Below are 26,587 nucleotides of genomic sequence, written 5' to 3'. Positions count from 1 at the left end.
GCATGGAAATTTCTAGCCTTGACCTCAGGGCTGGTTCCACCAAACGGCCAGACAGGGAAGCCTCACCATGAACGCCCCCGCTTCAACGACCACGCCCTCGAACACATCGCGTCCGGATGCACGCATAGCGCTGCTCACCCAATTCTCTACAGGTCCTTCGTTCAGGGAGACTGCAACCCTGCTGCTGCGCGAGGCGCTACAGGAGCAGTACCCGACGCTGGATATCGACCCGGACACCGTCATGCTCGCAACGCCCACCTGGAACCTGGATGACGACCGGGTCAGCGCCGGCCCCACCGAGTACCAGGCCCTGAGTGACATCCTTGCCAGGCAGGCAGTGCTGGCGGTGCCGATCCTGTACCTTCAGGGCGAGCACTTTCTCACGCAGCAACCGATCATCGAGCCGGCGGTACACCTGCCCGTGCGCGTGACTGAAATCGCCAAGACCATCAACCAACTTGCGCCTTCGATGCTGCGGGCCTACCAGCAACAAACGATCAACTATTGGAATCAAACCAACGGCAGCGGCCCACATTGGCACGAGCTGTCGAACCTGCTGCGCACGGTGTGGGATGTCGAGGCCGCCGATGACTGGACCGCCACCGAGTGTGCCATGGCTCGCGCCCTGTTCACTCACCCCGACAAAGCCGACAGAAAGGGCAACGACCTCTACAAGCTCAGGGCTTGCCTGGTTGATATCGACCGAGTCGACGATGAAGGGCAGGTCAAGCACGTCAATGATGTGATCATCGCGGTATTGATCGGCGAACACGAAGGCAAAACCACAGTCCTCACGCATTCGCTGCTCAAGGGTTATGAAAAGTTTCCTTCGCTGGAGCACCTGGGCCAATCCTTGCCCGCGCACCTGTCGGGCTCTGTCACGGACCCGCAAATCCAATGGCGTCTGTTTGAACCGGACGGCAATTTCTTTGATCACCAAGCCTGTGCCTTGGTGTCATTGCAGATCGATACCATCGCTGAAATCGACTTCTCCGACCTGCGCAAAACCAACAACGTCGATATGGCACTGGGCACGCCACCTGCTGCTGCCCCTCCGCCTGCGCAAAGCAGCCCGGATCTGGCCTGGTACCGCGAGCAGATGCCCGACTGGCTGACAAACGCTTCACCCAGCGACTCGAATTTCTATGCTCGGCACCTCAAAGACCTCGCCGCGCTGCATAACCAGAATGCCGGTCGGTCGTTCCTGGACGACGTCCCTACTATCGAGGCGTACGCGTTGAAGGTCATCAAGGCAAAGGTGATCAAGGACCACCCGGATAGCACTAACCTGCCCTTGGAGAAGATCTTCCTGCAAATAGAGAGCCCGGTCGTGTGGGGCGCTTTCGTCGTTCCGGGCCAGGTTGAGAGCAACACGTTCAGCCTGGTTGAACTGGCCCTGCAAAACCTGATTGCAGTGCCCGTCGGTAACAAAGTGGTCAAGACCAGCAATGGTTCCCACCTGCCTGAGTGGATGACCCCTGCCTATTTTGAATCGCTGGCCACCGATGCCGATATTGGCCGTACCTACCCTGCGCTGATCAAGGAAAAGCTGCTGGATGACACTCGGGAATCTGCACGCCGCAATACGCTATATAGCCAACACCTGCGTATCCAACTGCCGATGCAGGCCTTGCAGGCCAAGATCCGCCAGGAAGGCAGCATTGACGAGCAGGGCTACCGTTATGTGACCGCGGTGATGCAAGAACAGGCCACTGACAGCAAAGTGGACGGGCAAACCATCGTACTCAGGCCCTTGGCCTTCGTGCCCACCCGACGCACGGACACCTCTGTGGACACGGTCGCCAACATGTACGTGATAGGCCCCGAAGACCCGGCGGCCGGGCCATGCCTCTTGTACCGGCCGCTGTTCACGCCAGCCCTGATGCAGTTCCCGTCGCCGGCCAACCTCATCTATACGATCGCGCAATCGAGCAGCTTGTGCGAGTCGGTCTTGGCCTGGCTGCCGGATGCGGTCCGCAGCGACTATACCAACTATGTATTTCCCGGCTCGCTGCCTTCACCTTGGGCGGTCGCCGATTACCTGGTGGAGCCCGACAAGCTATGGACCATGAGCGGGCCAATGACCCTGGGCACCGAAGTACTCAACGGTGATCGATTCACCACAATGTTCAAGGCCAATGCCCAGGCCCTGATAGAACTGGCCGACCGCCAATCGGTGTCCAACGCCGAAAGCCGTTGGGCGACCTTTAAACACGCCGGCTGGGTGATCTTCAATGGGGTGCTGCCGTTTCTGGGGCGCACCATCGGCACGGGCGCCTGGATCTGGCAGGTGGTCGATCAACTGCAAACTTTTGTGCAAGCCCATGACCACGACGAAAAACAAGCCGAGTGGTCGGCACTCACCGATGTCCTGTTGAACCTCGGCATGGCGATCACGTTGCACGCCGCCAGCCGCAGCCACCGTACCGGCTACCCACGCAAGACCACGCCAAAGCTGACCAAAGCGACCAGCACAAAGCAGGTCACGATCAAACAAGAGGTGACCCTGACCAAGGAGCTGCCGGCCACACATTTACCGCACCTGCACACCAGCGGCGCAATCAAGCGCATACCCAGCGAACTCGCAACCGTGCTCGACAGCTTCAAGGTCAGCAAACCGCAAGGCCTCGGCGCGGCTGAAACCTCAAAAAACCAATACCAGCATCTCTTTCATCAGGCACAGAAGTATTACGTCCCCGTAGGGGAGCGCTGGTTTGAGGTCAGTGCCGGTGAAGATGAAGCGGTAGTCATCATCGACCCGAAGCAGCCCGGTCGAACAGGACCTGCGTTGATTCACAACGCTCAGGGCCAATGGTTCATCGACACTCGTCTGCGCCTGCGCGGCGCCGGTTCCAAGCAGCTGCAGGAGCAGTCAAAATCCAAAGCTGAGATCAACGCGATAGAAGCCAAAAGACGCCTGACGCTATTTGAACAAAACAAACCCACTGCGCAATTGGAGTTGCAGCAGGCCCGTCTGGCAATGTCGGACACCGCGTCATCCACTTCATCCGAGATCAGCCGCCAAACCTACCTGCAAAAACTCAAGAGCCAGAGCAGCGACTACGAAAAGGCACTGCAACAGCTCAAGATATTGAATGTGTTCTCGCCCAGCGCGGACTATCAGCAACACGCAATCCGCTACGTGAGCGCCCAACTGGAGCTGACTCGGACCGGTATCACCGAGGCGCAAGTCGCCTTCACACCTAAACTCAAAACCGTGCTCGACCAGATCGAACATCAAATCAGCCATCCAGAGGAACGTCATATCGACGATGCCCGCATCATGACCGAATTGAGCCAGGACATGATCCAGCGCCTGAACTACAGCCAATCGCGGCTTACCCAACTCAAAGCGCTGGGTGAGCTGGGATTCGAGCAAATTCGCAATTACCGGAGTAAATTGCCAAGCTACACCGCCCGCGACCTCAGGGCCTTGCAAGTGTCGATGGCGCGCAACTTATGCCTGGACGGCAGCAGCATCGCCACAGCCTCGTCAGCCTGGAGTGCCATTGACACCATCGTCGACGCCGCCAACCTGTCGATTCAGGCCTTGCATGAAACGTCGATGGAGCGTAGCCAGCCACGCTTGGATGAACGCATCGAAACCCTTGGCAGCCTGGTGGAACAGTTCAAGATCATCGACGAACGCCTGCAGGATTTTCCGGACGAGTTTCCTGACGCAACCCTGCCTGCACGTATCACGACCCTGCGCGAAAAAATCCGCGATTTCTACCGCGAAACCCTGGGTAGCCTGGAACTGCTGCACGCGGATCGGGACACGCTCAGAAGTCGCCCGACACCGCCTTCAACACCGCCAAGAGCAAAGAAAAAAATCATTCACACGCGCTACAACGGGGTATTGGTGGGAGTACCACGACTGACAGAAGCTGGCGATGAAACCGGCATGGTGGATGTCATCTCTCCTCTCAACCAGCAGATCATGGCGACCTTTCACGAAAAAACCCCAGGTGTGTGGGTGCAGCACGTCAATCCCGTCGAGACCACCACTACCACCACTACTCTGGACGTCGCCACCAGTATCAGCCAGGCCCAGGAGCTTCTGGACGGGTTGGGGGCCTTCAAGCAGCGCACTGGCCAACAGGCGATCAAACCGGAGCGCAGCGCTACTGGCATTGAATGGCTGTACCACCAGCATGCGTTAAAACTGGAACAGGCCTCTGCAAACATTGAGCAGGCTCTGACCCAAAGCAACTCCACCGAGAGCAACGGGGGCTCTGCGGCTCTGGTCAACAAACAACTGAGCGAAGCGGCGCAGGCACTCTATCAAGAGGCGGCTCGCCAGAAACTGCAAATGATCAAGAAACGCCCACCCACCATCAGTAGCGTGGAATGGCTTAAGCAAAACAACGAGATCGTAATCAAGAGAACCGTCAAGCGCCGCCGGCTCAAAGGGCCTGTCAAGGTCTACCTGGATGAGTACACCCTGAGTAACCGCAGTGATAAAACTGTGCTGTGGTATGCACACTTCCATTATTCGGCCGAATGGGTGCCCGCCAGGGCTTTTCTCAGGGGCCGCTTGAAAACCCCGCAAGAGCACGCCCGGGGAGTAGATGCCGACAGTCTTGACGGCCTCAACGAACAGCAAAAAACCGCGTTCTACCTCAGCGAAATAAACCGGGACCAGGCCCAGCGGTTGTTTTTCAAGGTGAAGTAACCTCAGTGCCGGATCGTATTCAAGCCAGCCACACCCGACGCAAGCGGGCCAGCGCCTGTTCGATGGCCGCCTCAGGCACGGCAGCGAACCCCAGCACCAGTCCGGCACGCTGGTCCGGTGGTGGGCCGGTATCTGCCAGCCAGTAGCCGCTCAAGCCGTTGATCTCGACATCTACCGCGCGGGCTTGGGCAAGCAGCGCTTGCTCACGGGCCAGGCTGTCCACGCGCACCGTCAGGTGTAAGCCTGCTGCAACGCTGGGCAAGGCCCCGACACCTGGCAATTCGCTGGGCCAGCCGACCAACAAAGCGTTGCGGCGGTTCAGGGCCGCACGGCGCATACGCCGAATATGGCGCTGGAAATGCCCCGCCGCCATGAATTCGGCCATTACGGCCTGAGTGCTGACTTCGGAATGACGCATGTCCACGGCGCGGCGCTGAGCAAAGGCCTCTACCAGACCCGGCGGCAATACCAGGTAACCCAGGCGCAAAGCCGGGAATGCCACCTTGCCGAATGTGCCGACATAAAGCACGCGCCCACTACGGTCCAGCGCCGCCAAGGGCGACAAGGGGGCTCCGGTGTAACGGTACTCACCGTCATAGTCGTCTTCGACGATCCAACCGCCAGTACGCTCGGCCCAGGCCAGCAATTGCAGGCGTCGCGCCAGGCTCATCACCACGCCCAACGGGTACTGATGGGACGGCGTGACATAGGTCACCCGGCAATCCTTCAGGCGGTTCAAGACCTCGCAGTCAATACCCTCGCCATCCACCGGCACACCCTTCAATCGACCACCTGCCAACGCAAAGGCATGGCCTGCCGCGCGATAACCCGGGTTTTCCACCGCCACGCAATCCCCAGGCTCCACCAGCAACTGTGCACAAAGGCTGATTGCCTGTTGCGCGCCACTGGTGATCACTATTTGCTCAGTCGTGCACTGCAGACCTCGCGCAGTGCGCAGGTAAGCGGCGATCAAGCCACGTAGACGCTCGTCACCGGCCGGGTCGCCGTAGCACAACTGCGCCAGGTCCGGCTTGCGCCAGAACGCCCCATTAAGCTTGGCCCACACCTCAAAAGGAAATAGATCGAAGGCCGGTACCCCCACCCGAAAAGCCCGTGGCGGACCGCAAGGAGGCTGGACCAAATGGTTATGTCTGACCCTGTCCAGGCCACCACTGTGGATAACTTCGCTGGCCTGAGTGTGCGCATTATCCAGACGATTTGTGGATAAGGCTGTGGGTAAGCCTGTTGAAAACCCTGTGGATAGTTTTGTGGATAGTTTTTTTGCGGTGGGCAGCTGTGAGACGTAGGTGCCGTCTCCCACCCGGCTTTCAATAAACCCCTCGGCATACAACTGATCGTATGCGCGTACCACGCTGTTGCGCGAGATCGACAACGCCGCCGCCATATCACGGGTGGCAGGCAAGCGCGTGCCACTGACCAGTCGCCCATCCAGCACGCGCTGGCGCAGGGCGTCGTATAGCTGGCGTGTCAGGCCCTGGCGGCGATCCAACTCGATGCCAGCAGGGTCGAACGACATCGAGGGGATGACGGGTGGCATATTGGACCTATGAAATGAGGGCTAGATGGCTCTTACAACGAGCCATTAGCCTGCCTAGGATGCAGGCATTCGCCAAGGAAAATTTCCATGTACACACCTCGCGCCTTCGCCCTCGATGATTTGCCCCAAATCCAGCAACTGATCCAGCACACGCGCCTTGCGCAGTTGGTGACCGTGGGTGAAAACGGCCTGCAGGCCAGCCACCTGCCGTTGCTGCTCAATCCCGACGAAGGACCCAACGGTACGCTTTATGGGCATCTGGCCAAGGCCAATCCGCAGTGGCGCGACCTGCAAAACGGCAGTGAAGCACTGGTCATCTTTGCTGGCGCCGAGGCGTATGTCAGCCCGGCGTTTTACCCCTCCAAGGCTGAGCACGGCAAAGTGGTGCCCACCTGGAATTACCTCGCCGTGCACGCCTACGGCAAGGCCGACGTGTTCAGCGACGGCGAGCGATTACTCAAGGTCGTCGGCGCCCTCACTGATCACCACGAACGCGGCCGCGCCCAACCCTGGGCCGTCGGCGACGCGCCGGCCGACTACATCGACGCGATGCTCAAGGCCATCGTTGGCTTTGCCCTGCCTATCGACCGCCTGGTCGGCAAACGCAAGCTCAGTCAGAACCGCAGCGCAGCCGATATGGCCGGCGTACGTGAAGCCCTGGCCGGCAGCGCTGATCTGCGCGACCAGAATCTCGCCCGTTTCATTCCCCAAGGAGTTGCAGAATGACCCCGATCGACATCCGCCAAGTCACCGCCGCGGACCACGCCGCCTGGCTACCGTTGTGGCTGGCCTACTTGAAGTTCTACAACACCGAACTGCCGGACGCCGTCAGCCAAAGCACCTGGCAACGCCTGATAGACGCCCGCGAGCCGACCCACTCGGCGTTGGCTTGGCAGGACGGCAAGGCGGTGGGCATGGTTAACTTCATCTATCACCGCTCCAATTGGAGCATCGAGAACTCGTGCTACCTGCAGGATCTTTTAGTGGACCCATCCCAACGCGGCACCGGCGTAGGCCGTAAGCTGATCGAGTTCGTCTACGCCACCGCCAAGGCCGATGGCTGCTGCAAAGTGCACTGGTTGACCCACGAGACCAACGCCACCGCGATCCAACTCTACGAACGCATCGCCGAACGCCCTGGTTTCATCCAATTTCGCCAAGGTCTTTAAGGAGCCCAGCATGTCCACTTCCCTCGCCGACTGGAAAGGCGTCCCGTCACCCACGGTTCAACTGCTTGAAGGGCGCTTTATCCGCCTGGAAAAACTCGATCCGGCGCGCCACGGCGATGATCTGTTCAACGCCCTGCAAGGCCCCGGCGCCGATCCCAAGCTATGGGACTATTTGCCCTACGGCCCCTTCCCTGAACGCAGCGCATTCGATGCCTGGCTGAATAATCACGCGGCCCATAACGATCCGTATTTCTTCAGCGTGATCGACCGCGCGAGCGGCCAGGTCCAGGGCATCCTCAGCCTGATGTCGATCGTGCCCGAGCAAGGCCGCATCGAGATCGGCCACGTCACCTTCGGTGCTCCGATGCAACGCTCGCCCAAAAGCACCGAGGCGGTGTACCTGTTGGCCAAGTACGCCTTCGAGCAGGGCAATCGCCGCTTGGAATGGAAGTGCAACAACGCCAACGCCCGCTCCAAGTACGCGGCTGAGCGCCTGGGCTTCAGCTTTGAAGGCGTGTTCCGCCAGCATACTGTGGTCAAGGGCAAGAACCGGGATACCGCGTGGTATTCAATCATCGATTCGGAATGGCCCAAAGTGGGCGCGGGATTTGAGGCCTGGTTGTCTGAGGCGAACCAGAGTGGTTCGGGCCAGCTGAAAACGCTGGCCGACTGCCGAATCTAGATCTCACTCGCAACACAAAACCCATGTGGGAGGGGCGGTGGATCAGTTGGTCAGGCGCTGCGCCAGCACCGCAATATGCTCCGGCCCGATGCCACAGCACCCACCCAAATGGCTAGCGCCACGCGCCTGCCAATCAGCAGCCCAATGCAGGTAACCCGGCGGGTCGAGGTCGTCGCGCAACGGGTCCAGGCCATCGTTGGCCGTGGCTTCCTTGGGTTGCGGCGGGAAGGCGTTGGCGTAGGCACCGATCTGAATCGCTACGCCCAATCGCTCGAAGGTCTCCCGCGCGGCATCGATCGCCGCGCCGATCACTTCCGGCTGGCTGCAGTTGAACAACAACACCTGCACACCCAACTGCGCCGCCGCCTCGGCCGCTTCCGCTACCGGTTCGCCGGAGCGCAGGCGCGGTACGTCGTCGGTGTCTTCGTCTTTCAAGGTGAACGACAGCCAGAACGGTTTACCGTCCTGCGGCAGGCCGGCATGAATCGCTCGCGCTTCAACGATTGAGCTCTGGGTTTCCGCCAGCCACAGGTCGACGTGAGGCGCCAGGCCCAGCACCAGCGGTGTCAGCAACTCGCTGACCCGCTCCGGCAGGAACAAGTCGGGCCGGTACGAGCCAAACAGCGGCGGCAAGGAGCCAGCGACACGCACCGCCTTGCCGGACGCCTGCACCGCCCGTCGCGCCAACTCACCGGCCAATGCGGCCAGCGCCTGGCCTTCGGCGGCAAAGCGCGCCTCACCAATATGAAAGGGCACCACCGCGTAGCTGTTGCTGGTAATCACGTCGGCACCGCTGTCGATATAGGCCGCGTGTACCGCCTCCACCGCCTGCGGCGCTTCGCTCAAGGCCAATGCCGACCACTCCGGCTGGCGGAACGGCGCGCCACGGCGTTGCAGTTCACGGCCCATGCCACCATCGAGAATTACTGTGCGTGCTGCGCCCATATGCTTTTTACTCATATGCTTATGAAAATAACTCACTATGAGAGTCGTTCTTATAACTATTTAATGCGTACCGTTCGGTTAATAACAACCTCTTTTTTATTCAGGTGTTCGATTTTGAAATTCAGACCGCTGTTGGCCCTGGGCCTGACGATGTTGGCTGCTTCCACCCAAGCCTTTGGCGGTGCCACGCTGGATCGTATCGAGCAGAAGAAGGAACTGGTTGGCGTGCTGATGGAAAGCTACCCGCCGTTTTCATTCCTCAACGAGCAGAACCAGCTCGACGGTTTCGATGTGGATGTGGCCAAGGCCGTGGCGCAAAAGCTTGGCGTGAAGCTGCGCCTGGAAACGCCTTCATGGGACGTCATTGCCGCTGGCCGCTGGAGCGGGCGCTATGACATTTGCATCTGCTCCATGACCCCGAGTAAGGCACGCGCCGAGGTGTTCGACTTCCCGGTTGAGTATTACGCCTCGCCCGCGGTGATCGTGGTCAACGCCAAGGATGATCGCATCCACGAAGCCAAGGACCTGAGCGGCAAGAAAGTCGGGCTCACCAGTGCCTCCAGCTACGAGAGTTACCTGAACAAGAACCTGGTCATCGAAGGCGCCGAAGACACGCAGCTGCAGTACCCGTTCGAAGAGGTGCAGATCGCCCCGTACGATACCGACAATGTGGCGTTCCAGGACCTGGGCCTGGGCGCCGGCGTGCGTCTGGACGCAATCCTCACCAACCTGGTTACCGCGCAGCCGCGCCTGACCCAGGACAAGCGCTTCAAGCTGGCCGGCGCACCGCTGTATTCGGAGCCCAACTCGGTAGCCATCGAGAAAGGCGACGCGCAGTGGGACAGCAAAGTGCGTGAGGTCTTCGCCCAGCTTAAACAGGACGGCACCTTGAGCAAGCTGTCGCAAAAATGGATCGGCGCCGACATCAGCCAATGAGTTTTCGCATACGGCTTTACCTGACCTGGGCGGCGCTGTTCGCCCTGTTTGCCAGTTTCTTCCTGAGCTTTGACCTGAAGTTCTCGATCATTCTCGACAAGCTGCCCAACCTGGTCGGCCTGCACCTGGCGCCCAACGGTTTTCTGCAAGGTGCGGCGCTGACGCTATTCCTGTGCCTGTGCGCCATGCTTGCGTCATCGGTGCTGGGCTTTATCACCGCGCTGGGGCGCCTGTCGAAAAGCGCGGTGGCGTTTGGCATTGCCAGTTTCTACGCCTCGTTCTTTCGTGGCACGCCGCTGCTGATCCAGATCCTGCTGATTTACCTGGGCCTGCCGCAACTGGGCCTGGTGCCGGGCGCCATCGTCGCCGGGATCATCGCGTTGTCGCTGAACTATGGTGCCTACCTGAGCGAGATTTTCCGCGCCGGCATCCTCGGCGTGCCCCATGGTCAACGCGAGGCCGCGCTGGCCTTGGGTATGCGTGACAGGGAAATTTTCTGGCACGTCACCCTGCCCCAGGCCATGCGCACCATCATCCCCCCGGCCACCAACCAATTCATCTCGATGCTCAAGGACTCGTCGCTGGTCTCGGTGATGGGGGTATGGGAAGTGATGTTCCTGGCACAGTCCTATGGCCGCTCCAGCTACCGCTACATCGAGATGCTCACCACGGCGGCAATCATTTATTGGGTACTGTCACTGGGACTGGAGCTGATCCAGGCGCGCATGGAGCGGCATTTCGGCAAGGGGTATATGCACCGCAGTTAAAGCGCAGCACCCGTTGTATAGCGCCTTGGTCGGCCAAACGCAGATGGGCTTTTTATCGCACCTGACTAAAGACAACTCCCGCAAACCAGCGGTCAATGGCCTGACAGTTATCCGCCTGTGCCCCCGCTACATTCCCGGCCTCATTCATCAGAGGTCGGTAATTCATGCCCTTTACACCGCAAAGAATCGCAGCATTTATCAGTCTTGTAATTGCCCTCAGTGTGCAACCTGCGCACGCACGAGGCGATATTGAATACAGGCCTCACCAACCCTATGATTCGCTCGACGCTGAGGGGGCCTTCAAACCTGAAGTCGATACGCCGCCAATCCCTGGGCCCTACCCCGGCTACTTCATTGGCCAAGCCTCCACCTACAATGGCGTGCAAGTGGCCAAGGTGCTGGAGCCCGCACTGCTTGAACTGCTCAAGTCCGGCGAATTGACCTCGGAGAAGCTCAAGGAGCTGCAAAAGGTAAATGACGCACTCGCCGCACAGCCCGGCGGCATCGGCGCAGCCCTGGAGCAATTGGCCGGTAGCCAAAACGCGAACCTGCTCAGCGCCACGCACGCCGTCACCAGCCACATCAGCAGCCAATTGCTCTCGTCCCTGCGCAACCTGCCCGACGATGACAACGGTCGTTTCTGGGTACAAGGGGTGAGTAACGGCGGCCACCTCGACCAACGAAGCGGCAGCGCCGGACTGAAGCACGATAGCAAGGGTCTGATGCTGGGCGCCGACTGGGCAGTGGATAACGCCTGGCGTGTGGGTGTTATGGGGGCAAAATCGGCCAGTGACCTAAAGGCGCAACGCTTCTCTACCGAACTGGACAGCTTGCACCTGGGCGCATACGCGGTGCGTCAGGACGGCCCGCTGGCCCTGCGCCTGGGGGCGATTTACAGCAGCCATGCCGGGACCAACCGGCGCGACGTCAACCTGCTCGTTTACAAGGACTCGCTCAAGTCTCGTTACGATGCTCAAAGCCAAACGCTGTTCTCTGAGCTCGGCTATCAATTGGGCAGCCAGGACCTCCACATCGAGCCTTTCGCTGGCCTCGGCTACCAGCGTCATCACCGCGACAGTTTCAAGGAAAGTGGCGGCCTGACCGCGCTGAACGTCGGCGCGCAGACCCAGCAGAACCTTAACAGCACCGTTGGCCTGCGCTTGGCGACGGTTTACAGGTTCGATGATCAGGTCAGCCTCACGCCTCACCTCAGCGCCGGCTGGAAACACCTCTACGGCGCGGTTGACAGCCAGGTGCACCAAACCTATCGCAATGCGCCCGTTGCGCTTGATGGCTTCACCATTACCGGCACGTCCCTGGACCGCAATAGCCTCGACGTAAACTTGGGCGTTGATCTTGCGTTATCCAAGCAACACACCCTGGGCCTGGCCTACAGCGGCCAAGCTGGCACCCATAGCCGCAACCAGGGTTTGAAGGGGCAATGGACGATGAGCTTTTAACCGAGCATCGTCAGACGACATCCCGACAGCGAGCCTTCTTACAACCATCTGCTCTGCCAGCCGACATCTGTCGGCTGTTACCTGCGTTAGTTTTCGACCTCAAGCACACTTGAGGTCGAAACCCAATGTTACGAGTACCCCACCAGCTTGCGGCCTATATCCCCCTGCCTGGCTGTTCGGCAGCAGCCCCTGTTTATGCTGAAAAAAGTAACGCTATCGAACTCGCCACCGGCGGTCATTTTACCAACTACGGGCACATATCCACCGGGCCTTCCACGCGCTTCAAGGAGTCGTATAGCGGCATAAGCGCGAACAGCGCAGCAAGCATAATCGTCAACCACGGAGCGGTAGCGGGTGGCAGCAACGGCATCAAAGCCACCGACGATGTGACGCTGATCAATTACGGCGTAATCATCGGCCATAAAGGGGCCGGTCTGAAATCCAAGGGCAATGCAGACGTCGTCAACTACCGCATCATCAGGGGCGCGGATGCCCAGCGATCCAAAGAGAATGATGGCGACGGTGATGGCCTGGACATCGACAAACGTGCACGCGTGCACAACTACGGGCTCATTGAAGGCACCGGGGCCAATGGCGCGGACAAGAACGGAGCCCCCAACACCAGCGAAGGCATCGCCATGGGCGGCGGCGAAATCTATAACCGTGGAGTTATTCGCGGCGCACATCATGGGGTGCTGGTGGACGATGGGGACTTGGGCCCGGCCTATGGGAGCACCTCGCTGATCAACGAGGGCATCATCACCGGTCGCAACGGCTACGGCGTGAGGCTGATCGGAGAACACAATGACCAAGTCACCAACGATGGGCTGATAAGCGGCACCAAAGGCATCGCCCTGGATATGGGGGGTGGCGATGATGTGTTGACTGTGCGCGGTAACGCTCAATTCAACGGCAAAGTAGACGGTGGCAGTGGCACCAATCACGTCGTGCTGGACGATGTCCAAGGTGGCACTTTCAACGGCGCCCTTCGTATCCAGCACCTGTGGATAGGCAGCGGTGCCTGGACCCTCGACGGTGCGCTGGACGCCAATCAGCAAGGCCGAGTCTCTCGCGGGGCAACGCTGATCAACCAGAGTTACATCGGGGGCACAATGACGATTGATGCAGGCGCAACCTACACCGCAGGCACGGTAACCAATCTTGACGTTGCCGGCACGCTGCTGCTGGACCCTGCGCTGAAAAGCCAGACGCGAATCAAGCACGACCTTGACCTGGCAAACGGGTCGACCCTGGCCTTCACCCTCGGCATGGGTGAAGCGCACAGCACCTTGAAAGTCGGCAACAGGGCCCGCCTCAAGGGCACAACACTGAATATCCAGGTCGAACACGAAAACGACGAACTGCTTACCCGCCAGTTACGTGTTATCGACGCTGCTCAGATTGAGGGACGCTTCAACAGGATCACCAGCAACCTTAAAACCTTGACGCCGAGGCTGATCTACACACCCAGCGGGGTCTTTGTCAGTTTCAGGCGCAAAACCTCTACAGAGGCCTGAGTTTCAGGCAAAAAAAAGGAGGGCACCTGCCCCCCCGAGGATTAAGCGGTAGTGTCGAAGGCTGTTATCAGCCTTCGATCTCAATCAGGATCTCACCCGGGTTGACCCGGTCGCCCTTGGCCACATGAACAGCGGTCACCTTGCCGGCAATCGCGGCCTGCACTTCGGTTTCCATCTTCATGGCTTCGGTAATCAATACAGCCTGGCCGGCCTTGACCACATCGCCTTCCTTGACCAGCACGTCGACGATATTGCCCGGCATCGCCGTGCTGACATGGCCGGGTTCGGTGGCGTGCTTGCGCTTGCTGCCGCCGCTGCTGACGAACTCGTTGAGCGGCTCGAACACCACTTCTTCCGGCATACCGTCGATGGACAGGTAGAAGTGGCGTTTGCCTTCAGCCTTCACGCCGACACCGGTGATGTCTACACGGTAGCTTTCGCCGTGCACGTCGATGACGAATTCGGTCGGCACGCCCTCACCACCGGCACGGGCCACACCGCCTGCCTCCGGAATCGGCAGCAGGACTTCAGGGGCCAGGGTGCCTGCGTCGCGTTCTTCAAGGAATTTGCGCCCGATATCCGGGAACATGGCGTAGGTCAGCACGTCTTCTTCGGACTTGGCCAACGCGCCGATTTCACCGCGCAGCTTGGTCATTTCCGGCTTGAGCAAATCAGCCGGGCGAACGTCGATGACCTCTTCGCTGCCGATGGCCTGACGGCGCAGCTTTTCGTTCACAGTGCCCGGGGCCTTGCCGTAGCCGCCTTGCAGGTAGAGCTTCACTTCGTTGGTGATGGTCTTGTAGCGCTCACCGGCCAGCACGTTGAAGAACGCCTGGGTGCCGACGATTTGCGACGTCGGGGTCACCAGCGGCGGGAAGCCGAGATCTTCACGTACACGCGGGATTTCGGCGAGTACTTCGCTCATGCGATTGAGAGCGCCCTGCTCTTTCAACTGGTTGGCCAGGTTGGAAATCATCCCTCCCGGTACCTGGTTGACCTGCACACGGGTGTCGACCGCCGTGAACTCGCTTTCAAACTGGTGGTACTTCTTGCGTACCGCGTAGAAGTACAGGCCAATTTCCTGCAGCAGCTCCAGGTCCAGGCCGGTGTCGAACTCGCTGCCTTTAAGGGCGGCGACCATCGACTCGGTGCCCGGGTGGCTGGTGCCCCAGGCGAAGCTGGAGATGGCGGTGTCGATATGGTCGGCACCATTTTCGATAGCCTTGAGTTGGCACATCGCAGCCAAACCGGCGGTGTCGTGGGAGTGGATAAAGATTGGCAGGTTCTGCTCGGCTTTGAGCGCCTTGACCAGTTCGCCAGTGGCATACGGGGTCAGCAGGCCGGCCATGTCCTTGATCGCGATGGAGTCGCAACCCATGGACTCCAATTGTTTGGCCTGGGCCACGAATGCATCGACGGTGTGCACCGGGCTGGTGGTGTAGGCGATGGTGCCCTGGGCATGTTTGCCGGCAGCCTTGACCGCTTCGATGGCCACGCGCAGGTTACGCACGTCGTTCATGGCGTCGAAGATGCGGAACACATCGATACCGTTGACGGCAGCCTTGGCCACGAAGGCCTTGACCACATCGTCGCTGTAATGGCGGTAGCCCAGCAGGTTCTGGCCACGCAGCAGCATTTGCAGGCGCGTGTTAGGCAGCGCGGCGCGCAGTTTGCGCAGGCGCTCCCACGGGTCTTCTTTCAAAAAGCGCACGCAGGCGTCGAACGTTGCGCCACCCCAGACTTCCAGGGACCAGTAGCCGACTTTGTCGAGCTTGTCGCAGATCGGCAGCATGTCGTCGGTGCGCATACGAGTGGCCAGCAACGATTGATGGGCGTCGCGCAGGATAGTGTCGGTTACGAAAATCTTCTTGCTCATTCTTATATTCCTCACAGGCCTGCGTGGGCGGCGATGGCGGCGGCGATGGCCAGGGCCAGCTCTTCGGGTTTGCGCTTGATCGAGTAGTTGGTCAGCTCAGGGTGGCTTTCCACGAAACTGGTGTTGAACTGGCCGCTGCGGAATTCCGGGTTGCGCAGGATTTCCTGGTAGTAGGCGGCAGTGGTCTTCACGCCTTGCAGGCGCATGTCGTCCAGGGCACGCAGGCCGCGGTCCATGGCTTCTTCCCAGGTCAGCGCCCACACCACCAGTTTCAGGCACATGGAGTCGTAGAACGGTGGGATGGTGTAGCCGGTGTAGATCGCTGTATCGGTACGCACACCGGGGCCGCCGGGGGCGTAGTAACGGGTGATCTTGCCGAAGCTGGGCAGGAAGTTGTTCTTCGGGTCTTCGGCGTTGATACGGAACTGCAACGCAAAGCCACGGTGCTGGATATCTTCCTGCTTGACCGAAAGCGGCAGGCCCGAGGCGATGCGAATCTGCTCGCGGACAATATCGATGCCGGTGATTTCTTCGGTGATGGTGTGTTCCACCTGCACCCGGGTGTTCATCTCCATGAAGTACACCTCGCCCTCGGCGAGCAGGAACTCCACGGTACCGGCGTTCTCATAGCCCACGGCCTTGGCCGCACGCACCGACAGGTCGCCGATGTAGGCGCGCTGTTCAGGCGTCAATTGCGGGCTGGGGGCAATTTCGATCAGCTTCTGGTTGCGACGCTGGATCGAGCAATCACGTTCGAACAGGTGCACCACGTTGCCAAAGCTGTCACCCAGGATCTGCGCTTCGATGTGCTTGGGATTGACGATGCATTTTTCCAGGAACACTTCCGCCGAGCCGAACGCCTTGGTGGCCTCGGAGATCACGCGGGGGAAGGCTTGTTCGAGTTCTTCACGGCTGTTGCAGCGACGGATACCGCGCCCGCCACCACCGGAAGTGGCTTTGAGCATCACCGGGTAACCAATGCGGTCGCCTTCGGTCAGCGCTTCGTGGATATCCGCGACGTTGCCTTCGGTGCCGGGAGTGACCGGCACACCGGCCTTGATCATGCTGCGGCGCGCTTCGGTCTTGTCGCCCATGCGGCGAATCACTTCGGCCGAAGGGCCAATGAACTTGATGCCGCGCTCGGCGCAGATATCCGCCAGTTCGGCATTTTCCGACAAGAAGCCGTAGCCGGGATGCAGCGCGTCGCAACCGGTTTCCACCGCCAGGTTCACCAGCTTGCGCGGGTTGAGATAGCCGGCCAGGGGCTCGGCACCAATGCTGTGGGCCTCGTCGGCACGTTTGACGTGCAACGCGTGGCGGTCGGCGTCCGAGTAAACCGCGACCGAGCGAATGCCCATCTCGGCGCAGGCACGCACGATTCGTACGGCAATTTCACCACGGTTGGCGATCAGGATCTTTTTTATCACTTGGAAATTCCCTTGAGCCGATTGCTGCGTTCTTCGACCCGCTTGAGGTGGGTCAGCGCGTGACCAAATGTTTCATGACAGTCGCGAGACACACACTAAGCCCGCCAAGGGATTAACAAAAATCAATAATTATTGGGTCATGCATAAGCAAAGACTTATAGTTGACGGTATGGCCGGGGTTGAGAGGGGATAAATAATGCGTAAGTCATTGATGAGGCTGACATTAAGGCAACTTCAGATCTTTCATGAGGTGTGCGATTTGCGCTCTTACAGCCGTGCCGCCGAGGAAATGTCCCTGACGCAACCGGCCGTCAGCCTGCAAATCCGCCAGCTGGAAGAACTGATCGGCCAACCGCTGTTCGATTACGTCGGCAAGAAGCTCTACATGACCGAGGCCGCCGAAGCCCTGCAACGGGCCAGTCGCGATATTTTCGGGCGCCTGGAAAACCTCGATATGCAGCTATCGGATATGCAGGGCTCACTGCAGGGCCAACTGAAGCTGGCGGTGGAATCGAGCGCCAAGTACTTCGTGCCGCACCTGTTTGCGGCTTTCAAGCGCCAGCACCCGGAAGTGCAACTGCACCTGACCGTGGTCAATCGTGCCCAGGTAATCCGCAGGCTTTCGGATAACCGCGATGATCTGGTGATCATGTCCATGGTGCCCCAGGACATGGGCCTGGAATTCCTGCCGTTTCTCAATAATCCAATTGTCGCGGTGGCGCTGCCGGATCATCCGTTGAGCCTGCAAGGGCCGCTGCGCCTGCAAGACCTGGAGCCTTACACGCTACTTATCCGCGAGCCGGGTTCCGGCACGCGGCTGGCGTGCGAAGAGTACTTCAAGGAAAAACGCGTGCACTTCACACAGACCGTGGAAGTGGCCTCGGCCGAGGCGCAACGAGAGTGCGTGGTCGCAGGTTTGGGTGTGGCGCTGCTGACGCGCCACGCCTTGAACCTGGAACTGGCCACCGGCGGGCTCAAAGAGCTGCCGGTGGAAGAACTGCCGCTGTACCGCAGTTGGTGCCTGGTGCAGGCCAAGGCCAAACGCCTGTCACCGGTGGCCCATGCGTTCCTGGGCTTTATCCGCAGCGAACGGGTGCAGATCAGCGCACTGGCTGAGCGTTTCGCTGGGCAGCCACGGGTGCCTGCCAATGGAGTTCCGGGTAGTCACTGATGCTCTGGAGCAACTGGCGCTCTTCGCAACGGTCTTCGATGGCGCGACGGAACGCCATGCGGCGCTGGTCTTCCTGCTGACGACGGGTCTTGACGGTGCTGTTGCTGTCTTCGTAATGCCGAGTCATGTGGAGTCTCCCAATGCGAGTACGGGGGAGTACAGGATGGGCGCGACGGATGACGGGGGGATGACAGCCTCATGAAGATTCTGGATGCATGGAGAATCTAATGTGGGAGGGGGCTTGCTCCCGATAGCGGAGTTTCAGTCACAGATTCATTGACTGACCTACTGCTATCGGGAGCAAGCCCCCTCCCACATTGAGTTCTGTGTGCAGGTATTTAGTCGTCCAGGGCTTTGACGGACTTGGGTGACAGACGCAGGCTGCGCAAACTGCGTTTAACGCTCTTGAGGTGGTTGACCAGACTCGGGCCGCGAGCCATGGCCACGCCCATCGCCAACACGTCGATCACCACCAGGTGGGCAATACGCGAGGTCAGCGGTGTGTAGATTTCGGTGTCTTCATGCACGTCGATCGCCAGGTTAACCGTGGACAGCTCCGCCAATGGCGTCTGGCTCGGGCACAGGGTGATCAGCGAAGCGCCGCTTTCACGCACCAGGTTGGCGGTGATCAGCAGGTCTTTGGAGCGACCGGACTGGGAAATACAGATGGCCACGTCAGTGGGCTTCAACGTCACTGCCGACATCGCCTGCATGTGCGGGTCGCTGTAGGCCGCGGCCGTCAGCAGCAGACGGAAGAATTTGTGCTGGGCATCGGCAGCCACCGCGCCGGAAGCGCCAAAGCCATAGAACTCGACGCGCTGGGCCTGGGACATCGCGGTCACAGCCTTTTGCAGCTCCACCGGGTCGAGCTTCTCGCGCACTTCCATCAGGGTGTGCAGGGTGGTGTCGAAGATTTTCAGGCTGTAGTCGGCGACGGAGTCGTCTTCATGGATCGCAAACTGGCCGAAGCTCGCGCCGGCCGCCAGGCTTTGCGCCAGCTTGAGTTTCAAATCCTGAAACCCGGAGCAACCAATGGCGCGGCAGAAGCGCACGATGGTCGGCTCGCTGATACCCACGCTGTGAGCCAGATCGGCCATGGAACTGTGCATCACGGCCGCAGGGTCAAGCAGCACATGATCGGCAACCTTGAGTTCCGATTTGCGTAACAGGTGGCGCGACTGGGCGATATGTTGCAACAGGTTCAAAGGGCAGGACTCTTGTTATTGGCAGGTGCCAGGGATGTAGCAAGCTTGTAGTTATACTACAAGAATTGTCGTTTTGCCCGTTCGATGCATCACTAAATCGCCCTGCTCCCCTCTGGTTTCAGCGGGCAGACGCCATGTAGCCATAAAGGCGGCCAACGCGGCGTTAAGAAAAATCTGCATTTTTGCGTAACAAATCCGCCAGCCCTTCGGCGTGCATTGGCGGGCTGATCAGATAACCCTGCACCTCATCGCACTGTTCACCGCGCAGGAAATCCAGCTGCTGCTGATCCTCCACGCCCTCGGCCACCACCTTGAGCGCCAGCCCATGGGCCATGGCAATGATAGCCCGCGTGATGGCGGCATCCTCACGCGCCTGACCGAGGCCACGGATAAAGGCCTGGTCGATCTTCACGTAATCCACAGGAATACGCTTGAGGTAACTGAGGGACGAATAACCGGTGCCAAAATCGTCGATGGCCAGCTTCACCCCCAGGTCACGCAACTGCTGGAAAGTGGCGATGATGTGCTCAACGCTATCGAGCAACTGGCTTTCGGTGAGTTCCAACTCAAGGTATTGCGGGTCCAGCCCGGTCTCTTCCAGAACCTGACGCACCAGGCTGACCAGCTTGCCCTGACGCAGCTGATGCACCGACAGGTTCACCGACACGCGAATCGGCGCCAGCCCCTGGCGCTGCCACTCACAAGCTTGCCGGCACGCCTGGCGCAGCACGAACTCTCCCAACGGCACGATCAAGCCGGTTTCTTCAGCCAGGCCGATAAAGTCCCCCGGCGGCACCATGCCCCACTGCGGATGCTCCCAGCGAATCAGCGCCTCGGCGGCATTCAGCTTGCCGGTCGCCAGGCACAACTTCGGCTGGTAGAACACGCTCAGATGGCGCTCCTCGATCGCTTTGCGCAGGTGGTTTTCCAACTGCAGACGCTCCAGGGTGCTGGCTTGCAAACTGTCGGTGTAAAACTGGAAATTATTGCCGCCCAGATGCTTGGCGTGCTGCATTGCCATATTCGATTGGCTGACCAACGCAGAGATCTCCCGCGCATTATCCGGCAGCAAGCTGACCCCCATAGAAGCACTGACCACCAGTTCGTGCCCCTCCACCGTTACCGGTACCCGCAGTTTCGCCAACAGCCGCGTCGCCACGCGCGCCAGGCTCGACAAATTGCCGTAGGCATCGAACAGCACCGCGAACTCATCGCCGGACAAGCGCGCAATGGTGTCGGCTTCAGGCAGCGCATTGATCAAACGCCGGGCCATTTTCTGTAACAACTGGTCGGCCACTTCATGGCCCAGGCTGTCATTGAGCAACTTGAAGCGGTCCAGGTTGATATGCAGCAGCGCCAGGCTGCGCCCGCCCTGGCGCACGCGTTGATGGGCTTCGTGCAGCCGTTCGCGAAACAGCGAACGGTTGGCCAGGCCGGTCAGCTCGTCATAGTGAGTAAGGTAGCGCATACGTTCTTCGGATTCGCGCCGTGCCGACAGATCGGCGAAAAAGCCTACAATATGACTGACGTTTCCCCGAACATCGCGCACCACATTCAATTGCAGCCACTGCGGGTAGAGCTCGCCGTTCTTGCGCGTTTCTACCAGCTCGCCCTGCCAGGTGCCATGGCTGAGCAGGGCCTGGCGGATCATCGGGAAGTGGCGCCGCGCATCGCGACTGCTGGGCAGCTCCACGACATTGCGTCCAAGCATGTCGTCGATGTCAAAACCGGTGACACGGCTGAACGCTTGGTTCACCGCGATCAGCGCGTACTCGGGATCAAGGATCACGATGCCTTCGCTGGCCGCCTCGAACACCGTCGAGGCGAGCCGTTGCTGTTCTTCCAGCGCCTTGCTGGCACTGATGTCGCGGCGCGTGCCGAGCATCCGCACGACGCGGCCATTGGGCGCACGTTCTACCGCACGCCCACGGTCCTGGATCCACATCCAATGTCCATCGCCATGACGTATCCGGTATTCCACCTGATAATCCTCACTGCGACCTTTCAAGTGCTCCACCAGCGCGTGCTTGAGCAATGGCAGGTCGTCGGGGTGCAGGCGCGGCTTGAGGTGGCTGAGCATCGCCTTGACGTATTCAGGCTCCAGGCCGAACAGCTCCTTGAGCTGAGTGTGATGGACTTCGTCGGTTTGCAGGTTCCAGTCCCACAGGCCCAGTTCACTGGCTTGCAGGGCCATGGCCAGGCGCGCTTCGCTGGTATTGAGGGCGAGGCTGGCGGCATCCAGTTCCTGGCTGCGTTGCGCCACGCGGTCTTGCAGGCCGATTTGGGCTTCGCGCAGGTCCTGCTCGACCTGGCGGCGCTGCTCGACTTCACGCACCAGCTCCAGGTTCAGCTGCTCACTGCGCTGCCGGGCCTGCTGCAGGTGCTCGATCAGGGCCTGGTTCTGGAAGCGACGCAACAGCCCGCGCTGGATCAAGCGGTTGACCTGCCACGCCACCAGGCTCAGGGACGCCAGCAGGATCAGGCCAAGCACGCCCCAGCCCTGCTGCTGTGGGGTGCCATTGCAGAAAAGATAAATAATGGCCGGCAACAGGCAGGGCAAGGCAAATGACAGGAAGGCCCAAAGGCTCACGGCATAGGCCACGCTGGCCGACAAGGTAGCGGCGCCGATCAGGCCGAACACCCAGGCCTGATGCATGAAACTGTCGGCGGGTACCAGGGCGATGGCGGCAATGGACAGGGTCAGGCCGCTGACCGCTGAGCCGAGCATGAACATACGCCGCCACACCGGTTGGGCCTGGCGGCTGGGCATGGCCGAATCAAAAGCCGCCACCTGGATCACGCGCATCGCCACCAGAGCGAGTAACCAGAGCAACCAGAGACTGTCGAGCAGGTAGTGCTCGGGATTCCACAACAACCAGGCGCAGACCAGGCCATTGACCAGCATCAGCAGCGTCGGCAGCAACGAGCCCTGATACAGCAGGCGTGTGCGCTCGACCGCCATTTGGGTTGCATAGTGTTTGCGGATGACCTGCGCGGGCGCCACTGAGGGGCCAAACAGATCAGTGCTAAGGGTCATAGGCGATGTTCTTATAATGGTGAGCCCGAAACGTCGACGGAGCATACACAAGCAAGCGCCTGGGCCAAACTGCCCCACGTCATAAAAAACCGCCTGCAATGGGCCGCAAACCTTTGGCCCAGACAGCTCGAGCAAGACGCGGCGCGGGCTGCGGCCCATGACCAACCGGTCATCCCGCACGACAGAATTTTTGCCCGCTGGGTGGTGTGCGAAGTGTTTTGCGTCGACCACCGGGCATTGGGATTTGCCCGAGCCCCTTTAGGCCCATAGAATGCGTCGATGCGCGATGATCTCTCTCTTTTGCTGAACTCCCTCAACGATGCCCAACGCCAGGCCGTAGCGGCCCCCGTTGGCCGTCAGTTGGTCCTGGCCGGTGCTGGCTCCGGTAAAACCCGAGTGCTGGTGCACCGTATCGCCTGGTTGATCCAGGTCGAAAACGCGTCCCCGCATTCCATCCTGTCGGTGACCTTCACCAACAAGGCCGCTGCCGAGATGCGCCATCGCATCGAGCAGTTGATGGGCATCAGCCCGGCCGGCATGTGGGTGGGTACCTTCCACGGCCTGGCGCACCGCCTGTTGCGAGCCCATTGGCAGGAAGCGGGGCTGAGCCAGACCTTCCAGATCCTCGACAGCGATGACCAGCAACGCCTGGTCAAACGGGTGATCCGCGAACTGGGCCTGGATGAACAACGCTGGCCGGCGCGTCAGGCCCAGTGGTTTATCAACGGCCAGAAAGACGAGGGCCTGCGCCCGCAACATATCCAGGCCAGCGGCGACCTGTTCCTGGCCACCATGCGCAGCATTTATGAAGCCTACGAGGCGGCCTGCGTACGCGCCGGCGTGATCGACTTCTCCGAACTGTTACTGCGCGCGCTGGACCTGTGGCGTGACAACCCCGGTTTGCTGGCCCATTACCAGAAGCGCTTCCGCCACATCCTGGTGGACGAGTTCCAGGACACCAACGCCGTGCAGTACGCCTGGTTGCGCCTGCTGGCCAAGGGCGGCGACAGCCTCATGGTGGTGGGTGATGACGACCAGTCGATCTACGGCTGGCGCGGCGCGAAAATCGAGAATATCTATCAGTATTCCGAGGACTTCCCGGACGCGGTGACCATCCGTCTGGAGCAGAACTACCGCTCCACCGCCGGGATCCTCAAGGCCGCCAACGCCTTGATCGCCAACAACACCGGGCGCCTGGGCAAAGAGCTGTGGACCGATGGCGGCGAAGGCGAAGCGATCAACCTGTATGCCGCGTTCAACGAACACGATGAAGCACGCTACGTGGTGGAAACCATCGAAAGCGCGCTGAAAACCGGGCTGGCCCGTAGCGATATCGCGATTCTGTACCGCTCCAACGCCCAATCGCGGGTGCTGGAAGAAGCCTTGCTGCGCGAGCGTATCCCGTACCGCATCTACGGCGGCCAGCGTTTCTTCGAACGTGCCGAAATCAAGAACGCCATGGCCTACCTGCGCTTGCTCGAAGGCCGTGGTAACGACGCGGCGCTGGAGCGGGTGATCAATATCCCGGCCCGCGGCATTGGCGAGAAAACCGTTGAAGCGATCCGCGACCATGCACGCCATGCCGATGTGTCGATGTGGGAAGCCATGCGTTTGCTCATCGCCAACAAAGGCTTGACCGGCCGTGCGGCCGGGGCGCTGGGTGTGTTTGTCGAGCTGATCGAGAACCTGGCCGCCAAGTGCGCAGAAATGCCCCTGCACCTGATGACCCAGACCGTGATCGAGCAGTCCGGCCTGATCGCCTACCACGAGGCGGAAAAAGGCGAGAAAGGCCAGGCCCGGGTAGAAAACCTTGAGGAACTGGTCAGCGCTGCCCGCGCCTTTGAAAACACCGAGGAAGATGAAGAGCTGACGCCGCTCGCCGCCTTCCTGGGTCATGCATCACTGGAAGCCGGCGATACCCAGGCCGATGAGCATGAAGACAGCATCCAGTTGATGACCTTGCACAGCGCCAAGGGCCTGGAATTCCCCTATGTGTTCCTGGTGGGCATGGAAGAAGGCCTGTTCCCCCACAAGATGAGCCTGGAAGAGCCCGGCCGCCTTGAAGAAGAGCGCCGCCTGGCCTACGTGGGCATTACCCGGGCAATGCAGAACCTGGTGATGACCTACGCGGAGACCCGGCGCCTGTATGGCAGCGAGACCTACAACAAGGTGTCGCGTTTCGTACGTGAAGTGCCGAAAGGCTTGATCCAGGAAGTGCGCCTGTCCAACAGCGTCAGTCGCCCGTTCGGGGGCGGCCAGCAGCAGAACTCCAGCACTATGTTTGCCGGTTCCGAGATTCCTGAAACCCCGTTCAGCCTTGGCCAGCAGGTCAAACATGCGATCTTCGGCGAAGGTGTGATCCTCAATTTCGAAGGCGCCGGTGCACAGGCCCGGGTGCAGGTGAACTTCGCCGAAGGCAGCAAGTGGCTGATGATGGGTTACGCGAAGCTCGAAGCGGTCTGAAGCGAGCTGTTTGTGGCGAGGCAGCTCGCCCGTTTTTTGGGGCTGCTGCGAAGCCCAGCGGGAGCAAGCTCCCTCGCCACAAGAAACACTGCGTAACATGAAGATTATTGGCCCACCCTTGTTTTAGAAGAGCACGGGCCAATATCTGTAGTTAGTCCTACAGACCCTTCGGATTTGGTCTTACGCAAAAGCCCGAAACATTATGCCGCTAGCCACTGCCACGACACCTGTGCAACATGGCGCGCGTGCAATCCACAAATGGGAATTCCCTTTATGAAACGTTTTCTTAGCATCGCCATGGCGTTGTGCATCGGCTTGACGATGAGCCTGGACGCCAACGCCAAACGCTTCGGTGGCGGCAAAAGCTCTGGCGCAGCGCCGACTCACCAAACCAGTCAAATGGCTCCCTCCGCCGGTGCCGGCGGTGCTGCCGCAACTGCGGGTGCAGCCGGTGCGGCTGGCGCTGCTGCCAAGGCCGGCGGTGCTTCGCGCTGGTTGGGCCCTCTGGCCGGTATCGCCGCCGGTGGCCTGCTCGCGTCCATGTTCATGGGCGGCGGCTTCCAGGGCATGCAGATCTTCGACATCCTGATCCTGGCCGTCATCGCTTTTGTGATCTTCCGCTTTATCGCTGCCCGTCGCCGCAAGCAGCAGGAGCACCTTGCTCCAGCCGGCGCGCCGATGCAGCGTGAAGTGTTCGAGCAGAAGCCAGCCATGGGTTCGATCTTCGGTGGTTCGGCAGCACCTGCCGCCGCCCGTCCGGTGATCAATGCTCCGGCCTGGTTCAACGAAGAGCGTTTCGTCGAAGCGGCCCGCAGCCACTTCCAGTCCCTGCAACAGCACTGGGACGCTAACGAAATGGACAAGATTGCCGAGTTCGTGACTCCGCAACTGCTGGAGTTCCTCAAGCGCGAACGCGCCGAGATCGGCGATGCGTTCCAGTCGACCTACATCGACGACCTGCGCGTACAGCTTGAAGGTGTGGATGATCGTGCCGACAAGACTATCGCCACCCTGACCTTCAGCGGCGTGTCGAAGTCGTCGCGTTTCGACCAGGGCGAAGTGTTCAGCGAAAGCTGGAACATGGAACGTGCTCAGGGCGAGAACCAGCCATGGCTGGTCGCCGGTATCCGCCAGAACAGCTGATACTCACGCGTTTGAGCAAGCGGTAACAAAAACCCCGGACATGTCCGGGGTTTTCTATTTCACGGTTGCACTTATAGCGAGCTACTGTATAAAACGCCCCTATAAACCGCGCCATCTAGCAAGAGGATCCCGGCCGTGGAAGAAATCATCGAACAATTGCGTGAAGCCAACGAACCGGTCCCGGTTCCTTTGGAGCTGCCTGACGAAGACCAACTGGTGGAAGTTGAAGAACAGCTGTTCATCAATATTCCGTTCGTCTTTAAGGAATTCCTGCTGACCGTCAGTGATGTGGTGTACGGCAGCTTGGAGCCAGTGACCATTACTGACCCGGGCTCCCATACCTACCTGCCTGAAGTGGCTGCAAACGCCTGGGACCTTGGTGTACCTCGTGAGCTGATCCCAATCTGCCAAGACGGTGACGACTACTACTGCGTCGAAGAAGACGGCACCGTGGTGCTGTGGTCTGGCGAAGAAGAAATCGTCACCGAAGAATCCTGGGAATCGGTGTGGCACTGGGCGCGGGACGTCTGGCTGGAAAGCTGAGTCCCACACCCAA

General features: G+C 60.0%; 19 protein-coding genes. 12 read left to right on the top strand and 7 right to left on the bottom strand.

Annotated elements, in window-relative coordinates:
• Positions 1-67: 67 nt before the first annotated feature.
• On the top strand, positions 68-4,675 hold the full coding sequence (locus JH25_RS12530; protein WP_032878666.1) for a dermonecrotic toxin domain-containing protein: 4,608 nt from the start codon (positions 68-70) through the stop codon (positions 4,673-4,675).
• Between the two features lie 19 nt (positions 4,676-4,694).
• Here the strand turns inward: JH25_RS12530 and pdxR are convergent, their stop codons facing one another.
• Positions 4,695-6,233: a MocR-like pyridoxine biosynthesis transcription factor PdxR gene (pdxR, locus tag JH25_RS12535; RefSeq protein ID WP_032878665.1), complete on the bottom strand. Its 1,539-nt coding sequence runs from the start codon at positions 6,231-6,233 to the stop codon at positions 4,695-4,697.
• A gap of 87 nt (positions 6,234-6,320) precedes the next feature.
• Here pdxR and JH25_RS12540 point away from each other — a divergent pair, with 87 nt between their 5' ends.
• From JH25_RS12540 to JH25_RS12550, 3 genes are read left to right on the top strand one after another with little or no spacing between them, the layout of a single operon-like run.
• Positions 6,321-6,959 (top strand): FMN-binding negative transcriptional regulator, encoded by a 639-nt coding sequence (locus JH25_RS12540; protein ID WP_032878664.1) that lies wholly within the window; start codon positions 6,321-6,323, stop codon positions 6,957-6,959.
• The gene (locus JH25_RS12545) at positions 6,956-7,402 is read left to right on the top strand and encodes a GNAT family N-acetyltransferase (protein ID WP_032878663.1); all 447 of its coding nucleotides are present in this window, start codon (positions 6,956-6,958) and stop codon (positions 7,400-7,402) included. Before JH25_RS12540 ends, JH25_RS12545 begins: the two co-directional genes overlap by 4 nt.
• Positions 7,403-7,412: 10 nt before the next feature.
• Complete coding sequence (locus JH25_RS12550; protein ID WP_032878662.1) at positions 7,413-8,084, top strand: GNAT family N-acetyltransferase; 672 nt, start codon at positions 7,413-7,415, stop codon at positions 8,082-8,084.
• 42 nt (positions 8,085-8,126) lie between these two features.
• Here JH25_RS12550 and JH25_RS12555 read toward each other — a convergent pair whose 3' ends face one another.
• On the bottom strand, positions 8,127-9,029 hold the full coding sequence (locus JH25_RS12555; protein WP_032878661.1) for a homocysteine S-methyltransferase family protein: 903 nt from the start codon (positions 9,027-9,029) through the stop codon (positions 8,127-8,129).
• A gap of 114 nt (positions 9,030-9,143) precedes the next feature.
• On the opposite strand from JH25_RS12555, the gene JH25_RS12560 reads away from it, so the two are divergent.
• From JH25_RS12560 to JH25_RS0127195, 4 genes are all read left to right on the top strand, one after another.
• On the top strand, positions 9,144-9,965 hold the full coding sequence (locus JH25_RS12560; protein ID WP_032878660.1) for an ABC transporter substrate-binding protein: 822 nt from the start codon (positions 9,144-9,146) through the stop codon (positions 9,963-9,965).
• Positions 9,962-10,732, top strand: coding sequence for an amino acid ABC transporter permease (locus JH25_RS12565; RefSeq protein ID WP_032878659.1), 771 nt, complete (start codon positions 9,962-9,964; stop codon positions 10,730-10,732). The genes JH25_RS12560 and JH25_RS12565 overlap by 4 nt, the downstream gene beginning before the upstream one ends.
• A gap of 164 nt (positions 10,733-10,896) precedes the next feature.
• Positions 10,897-12,192, top strand: coding sequence for an autotransporter outer membrane beta-barrel domain-containing protein (locus tag JH25_RS12570; RefSeq protein ID WP_032878658.1), 1,296 nt, complete (start codon positions 10,897-10,899; stop codon positions 12,190-12,192).
• Positions 12,193-12,317: 125 nt separating this feature from the next.
• Positions 12,318-13,709 (top strand): hypothetical protein, encoded by a 1,392-nt coding sequence (locus tag JH25_RS0127195; RefSeq protein ID WP_050549375.1) that lies wholly within the window; start codon positions 12,318-12,320, stop codon positions 13,707-13,709.
• A gap of 67 nt (positions 13,710-13,776) precedes the next feature.
• Here the strand turns inward: JH25_RS0127195 and oadA are convergent, their stop codons facing one another.
• Both oadA and JH25_RS12580 read right to left on the bottom strand, forming a co-directional pair.
• Positions 13,777-15,585, bottom strand: coding sequence for a sodium-extruding oxaloacetate decarboxylase subunit alpha (gene oadA, locus JH25_RS12575; protein ID WP_032878657.1), 1,809 nt, complete (start codon positions 15,583-15,585; stop codon positions 13,777-13,779).
• 11 nt (positions 15,586-15,596) lie between these two features.
• Positions 15,597-17,012, bottom strand: a complete 1,416-nt coding sequence (locus JH25_RS12580) for an acetyl-CoA carboxylase biotin carboxylase subunit (RefSeq protein WP_003195732.1) — start codon at positions 17,010-17,012, stop codon at positions 15,597-15,599.
• Between the two features lie 196 nt (positions 17,013-17,208).
• On the opposite strand from JH25_RS12580, the gene JH25_RS12585 reads away from it, so the two are divergent.
• Entirely contained in the window at positions 17,209-18,183 is a 975-nt protein-coding gene (locus tag JH25_RS12585; protein ID WP_032878656.1) for a LysR family transcriptional regulator, read from the top strand.
• Here the strand turns inward: JH25_RS12585 and JH25_RS28130 are convergent.
• From JH25_RS28130 to JH25_RS12595, 3 genes are all read right to left on the bottom strand, one after another.
• Positions 18,113-18,310: a PA3496 family putative envelope integrity protein gene (locus tag JH25_RS28130; RefSeq protein ID WP_078822668.1), complete on the bottom strand. Its 198-nt coding sequence runs from the start codon at positions 18,308-18,310 to the stop codon at positions 18,113-18,115. The genes JH25_RS12585 and JH25_RS28130 overlap by 71 nt on opposite strands.
• 211 nt (positions 18,311-18,521) lie before the next feature.
• On the bottom strand, positions 18,522-19,388 hold the full coding sequence (hexR, locus tag JH25_RS12590) for a transcriptional regulator HexR (protein ID WP_003177007.1): 867 nt from the start codon (positions 19,386-19,388) through the stop codon (positions 18,522-18,524).
• A gap of 163 nt (positions 19,389-19,551) precedes the next feature.
• Entirely contained in the window at positions 19,552-22,425 is a 2,874-nt protein-coding gene (locus JH25_RS12595; RefSeq protein WP_032878655.1) for an EAL domain-containing protein, read from the bottom strand.
• Between the two features lie 279 nt (positions 22,426-22,704).
• Here JH25_RS12595 and uvrD point away from each other — a divergent pair, with 279 nt between their 5' ends.
• From uvrD to JH25_RS12610, 3 genes are all read left to right on the top strand, one after another.
• Complete coding sequence (gene uvrD, locus JH25_RS12600; RefSeq protein ID WP_032878654.1) at positions 22,705-24,888, top strand: DNA helicase II; 2,184 nt, start codon at positions 22,705-22,707, stop codon at positions 24,886-24,888.
• Positions 24,889-25,161: 273 nt separating this feature from the next.
• Entirely contained in the window at positions 25,162-26,031 is an 870-nt protein-coding gene (locus JH25_RS12605; protein ID WP_032878653.1) for a Tim44 domain-containing protein, read from the top strand.
• A gap of 135 nt (positions 26,032-26,166) precedes the next feature.
• Positions 26,167-26,574: an SMI1/KNR4 family protein gene (locus tag JH25_RS12610; RefSeq protein WP_032878652.1), complete on the top strand. Its 408-nt coding sequence runs from the start codon at positions 26,167-26,169 to the stop codon at positions 26,572-26,574.
• The last annotated feature ends 13 nt before the right edge of the window (positions 26,575-26,587 follow it).

It is taken from the genome of Pseudomonas sp. BRG-100, assembly GCF_000737955.1.
Taxonomy (GTDB): domain Bacteria; phylum Pseudomonadota; class Gammaproteobacteria; order Pseudomonadales; family Pseudomonadaceae; genus Aquipseudomonas; species Aquipseudomonas synxantha_A.
This window is presented reverse-complemented; position numbering and strand designations above follow the sequence as displayed.

Bases quoted from the DNA above. Each gene is read 5' to 3' on its own strand.
- JH25_RS12585 (WP_032878656.1), top strand. From the start codon at position 17,209: ATGCGTAAGTCATTGATGAGGCTGACATTAAGGCAACTTCAGATCTTT.
- JH25_RS12605 (WP_032878653.1), top strand. From the start codon at position 25,162: ATGAAACGTTTTCTTAGCATCGCCATGGCGTTGTGCATCGGCTTGACG.
- JH25_RS12595 (WP_032878655.1), bottom strand. From the start codon at position 22,425: ATGACCCTTAGCACTGATCTGTTTGGCCCCTCAGTGGCGCCCGCGCAG.
- oadA (WP_032878657.1), bottom strand. From the start codon at position 15,585: ATGAGCAAGAAGATTTTCGTAACCGACACTATCCTGCGCGACGCCCAT.
- JH25_RS12550 (WP_032878662.1), top strand. From the start codon at position 7,413: ATGTCCACTTCCCTCGCCGACTGGAAAGGCGTCCCGTCACCCACGGTT.
- JH25_RS28130 (WP_078822668.1), bottom strand. From the start codon at position 18,310: ATGACTCGGCATTACGAAGACAGCAACAGCACCGTCAAGACCCGTCGT.
- JH25_RS12565 (WP_032878659.1), top strand. From the start codon at position 9,962: ATGAGTTTTCGCATACGGCTTTACCTGACCTGGGCGGCGCTGTTCGCC.
- pdxR (WP_032878665.1), bottom strand. From the start codon at position 6,233: ATGCCACCCGTCATCCCCTCGATGTCGTTCGACCCTGCTGGCATCGAG.
- uvrD (WP_032878654.1), top strand. From the start codon at position 22,705: ATGCGCGATGATCTCTCTCTTTTGCTGAACTCCCTCAACGATGCCCAA.
- JH25_RS12530 (WP_032878666.1), top strand. From the start codon at position 68: ATGAACGCCCCCGCTTCAACGACCACGCCCTCGAACACATCGCGTCCG.
- JH25_RS12555 (WP_032878661.1), bottom strand. From the start codon at position 9,029: ATGGGCGCAGCACGCACAGTAATTCTCGATGGTGGCATGGGCCGTGAA.
- JH25_RS12540 (WP_032878664.1), top strand. From the start codon at position 6,321: ATGTACACACCTCGCGCCTTCGCCCTCGATGATTTGCCCCAAATCCAG.
- JH25_RS12570 (WP_032878658.1), top strand. From the start codon at position 10,897: ATGCCCTTTACACCGCAAAGAATCGCAGCATTTATCAGTCTTGTAATT.
- JH25_RS0127195 (WP_050549375.1), top strand. From the start codon at position 12,318: ATGTTACGAGTACCCCACCAGCTTGCGGCCTATATCCCCCTGCCTGGC.
- JH25_RS12545 (WP_032878663.1), top strand. From the start codon at position 6,956: ATGACCCCGATCGACATCCGCCAAGTCACCGCCGCGGACCACGCCGCC.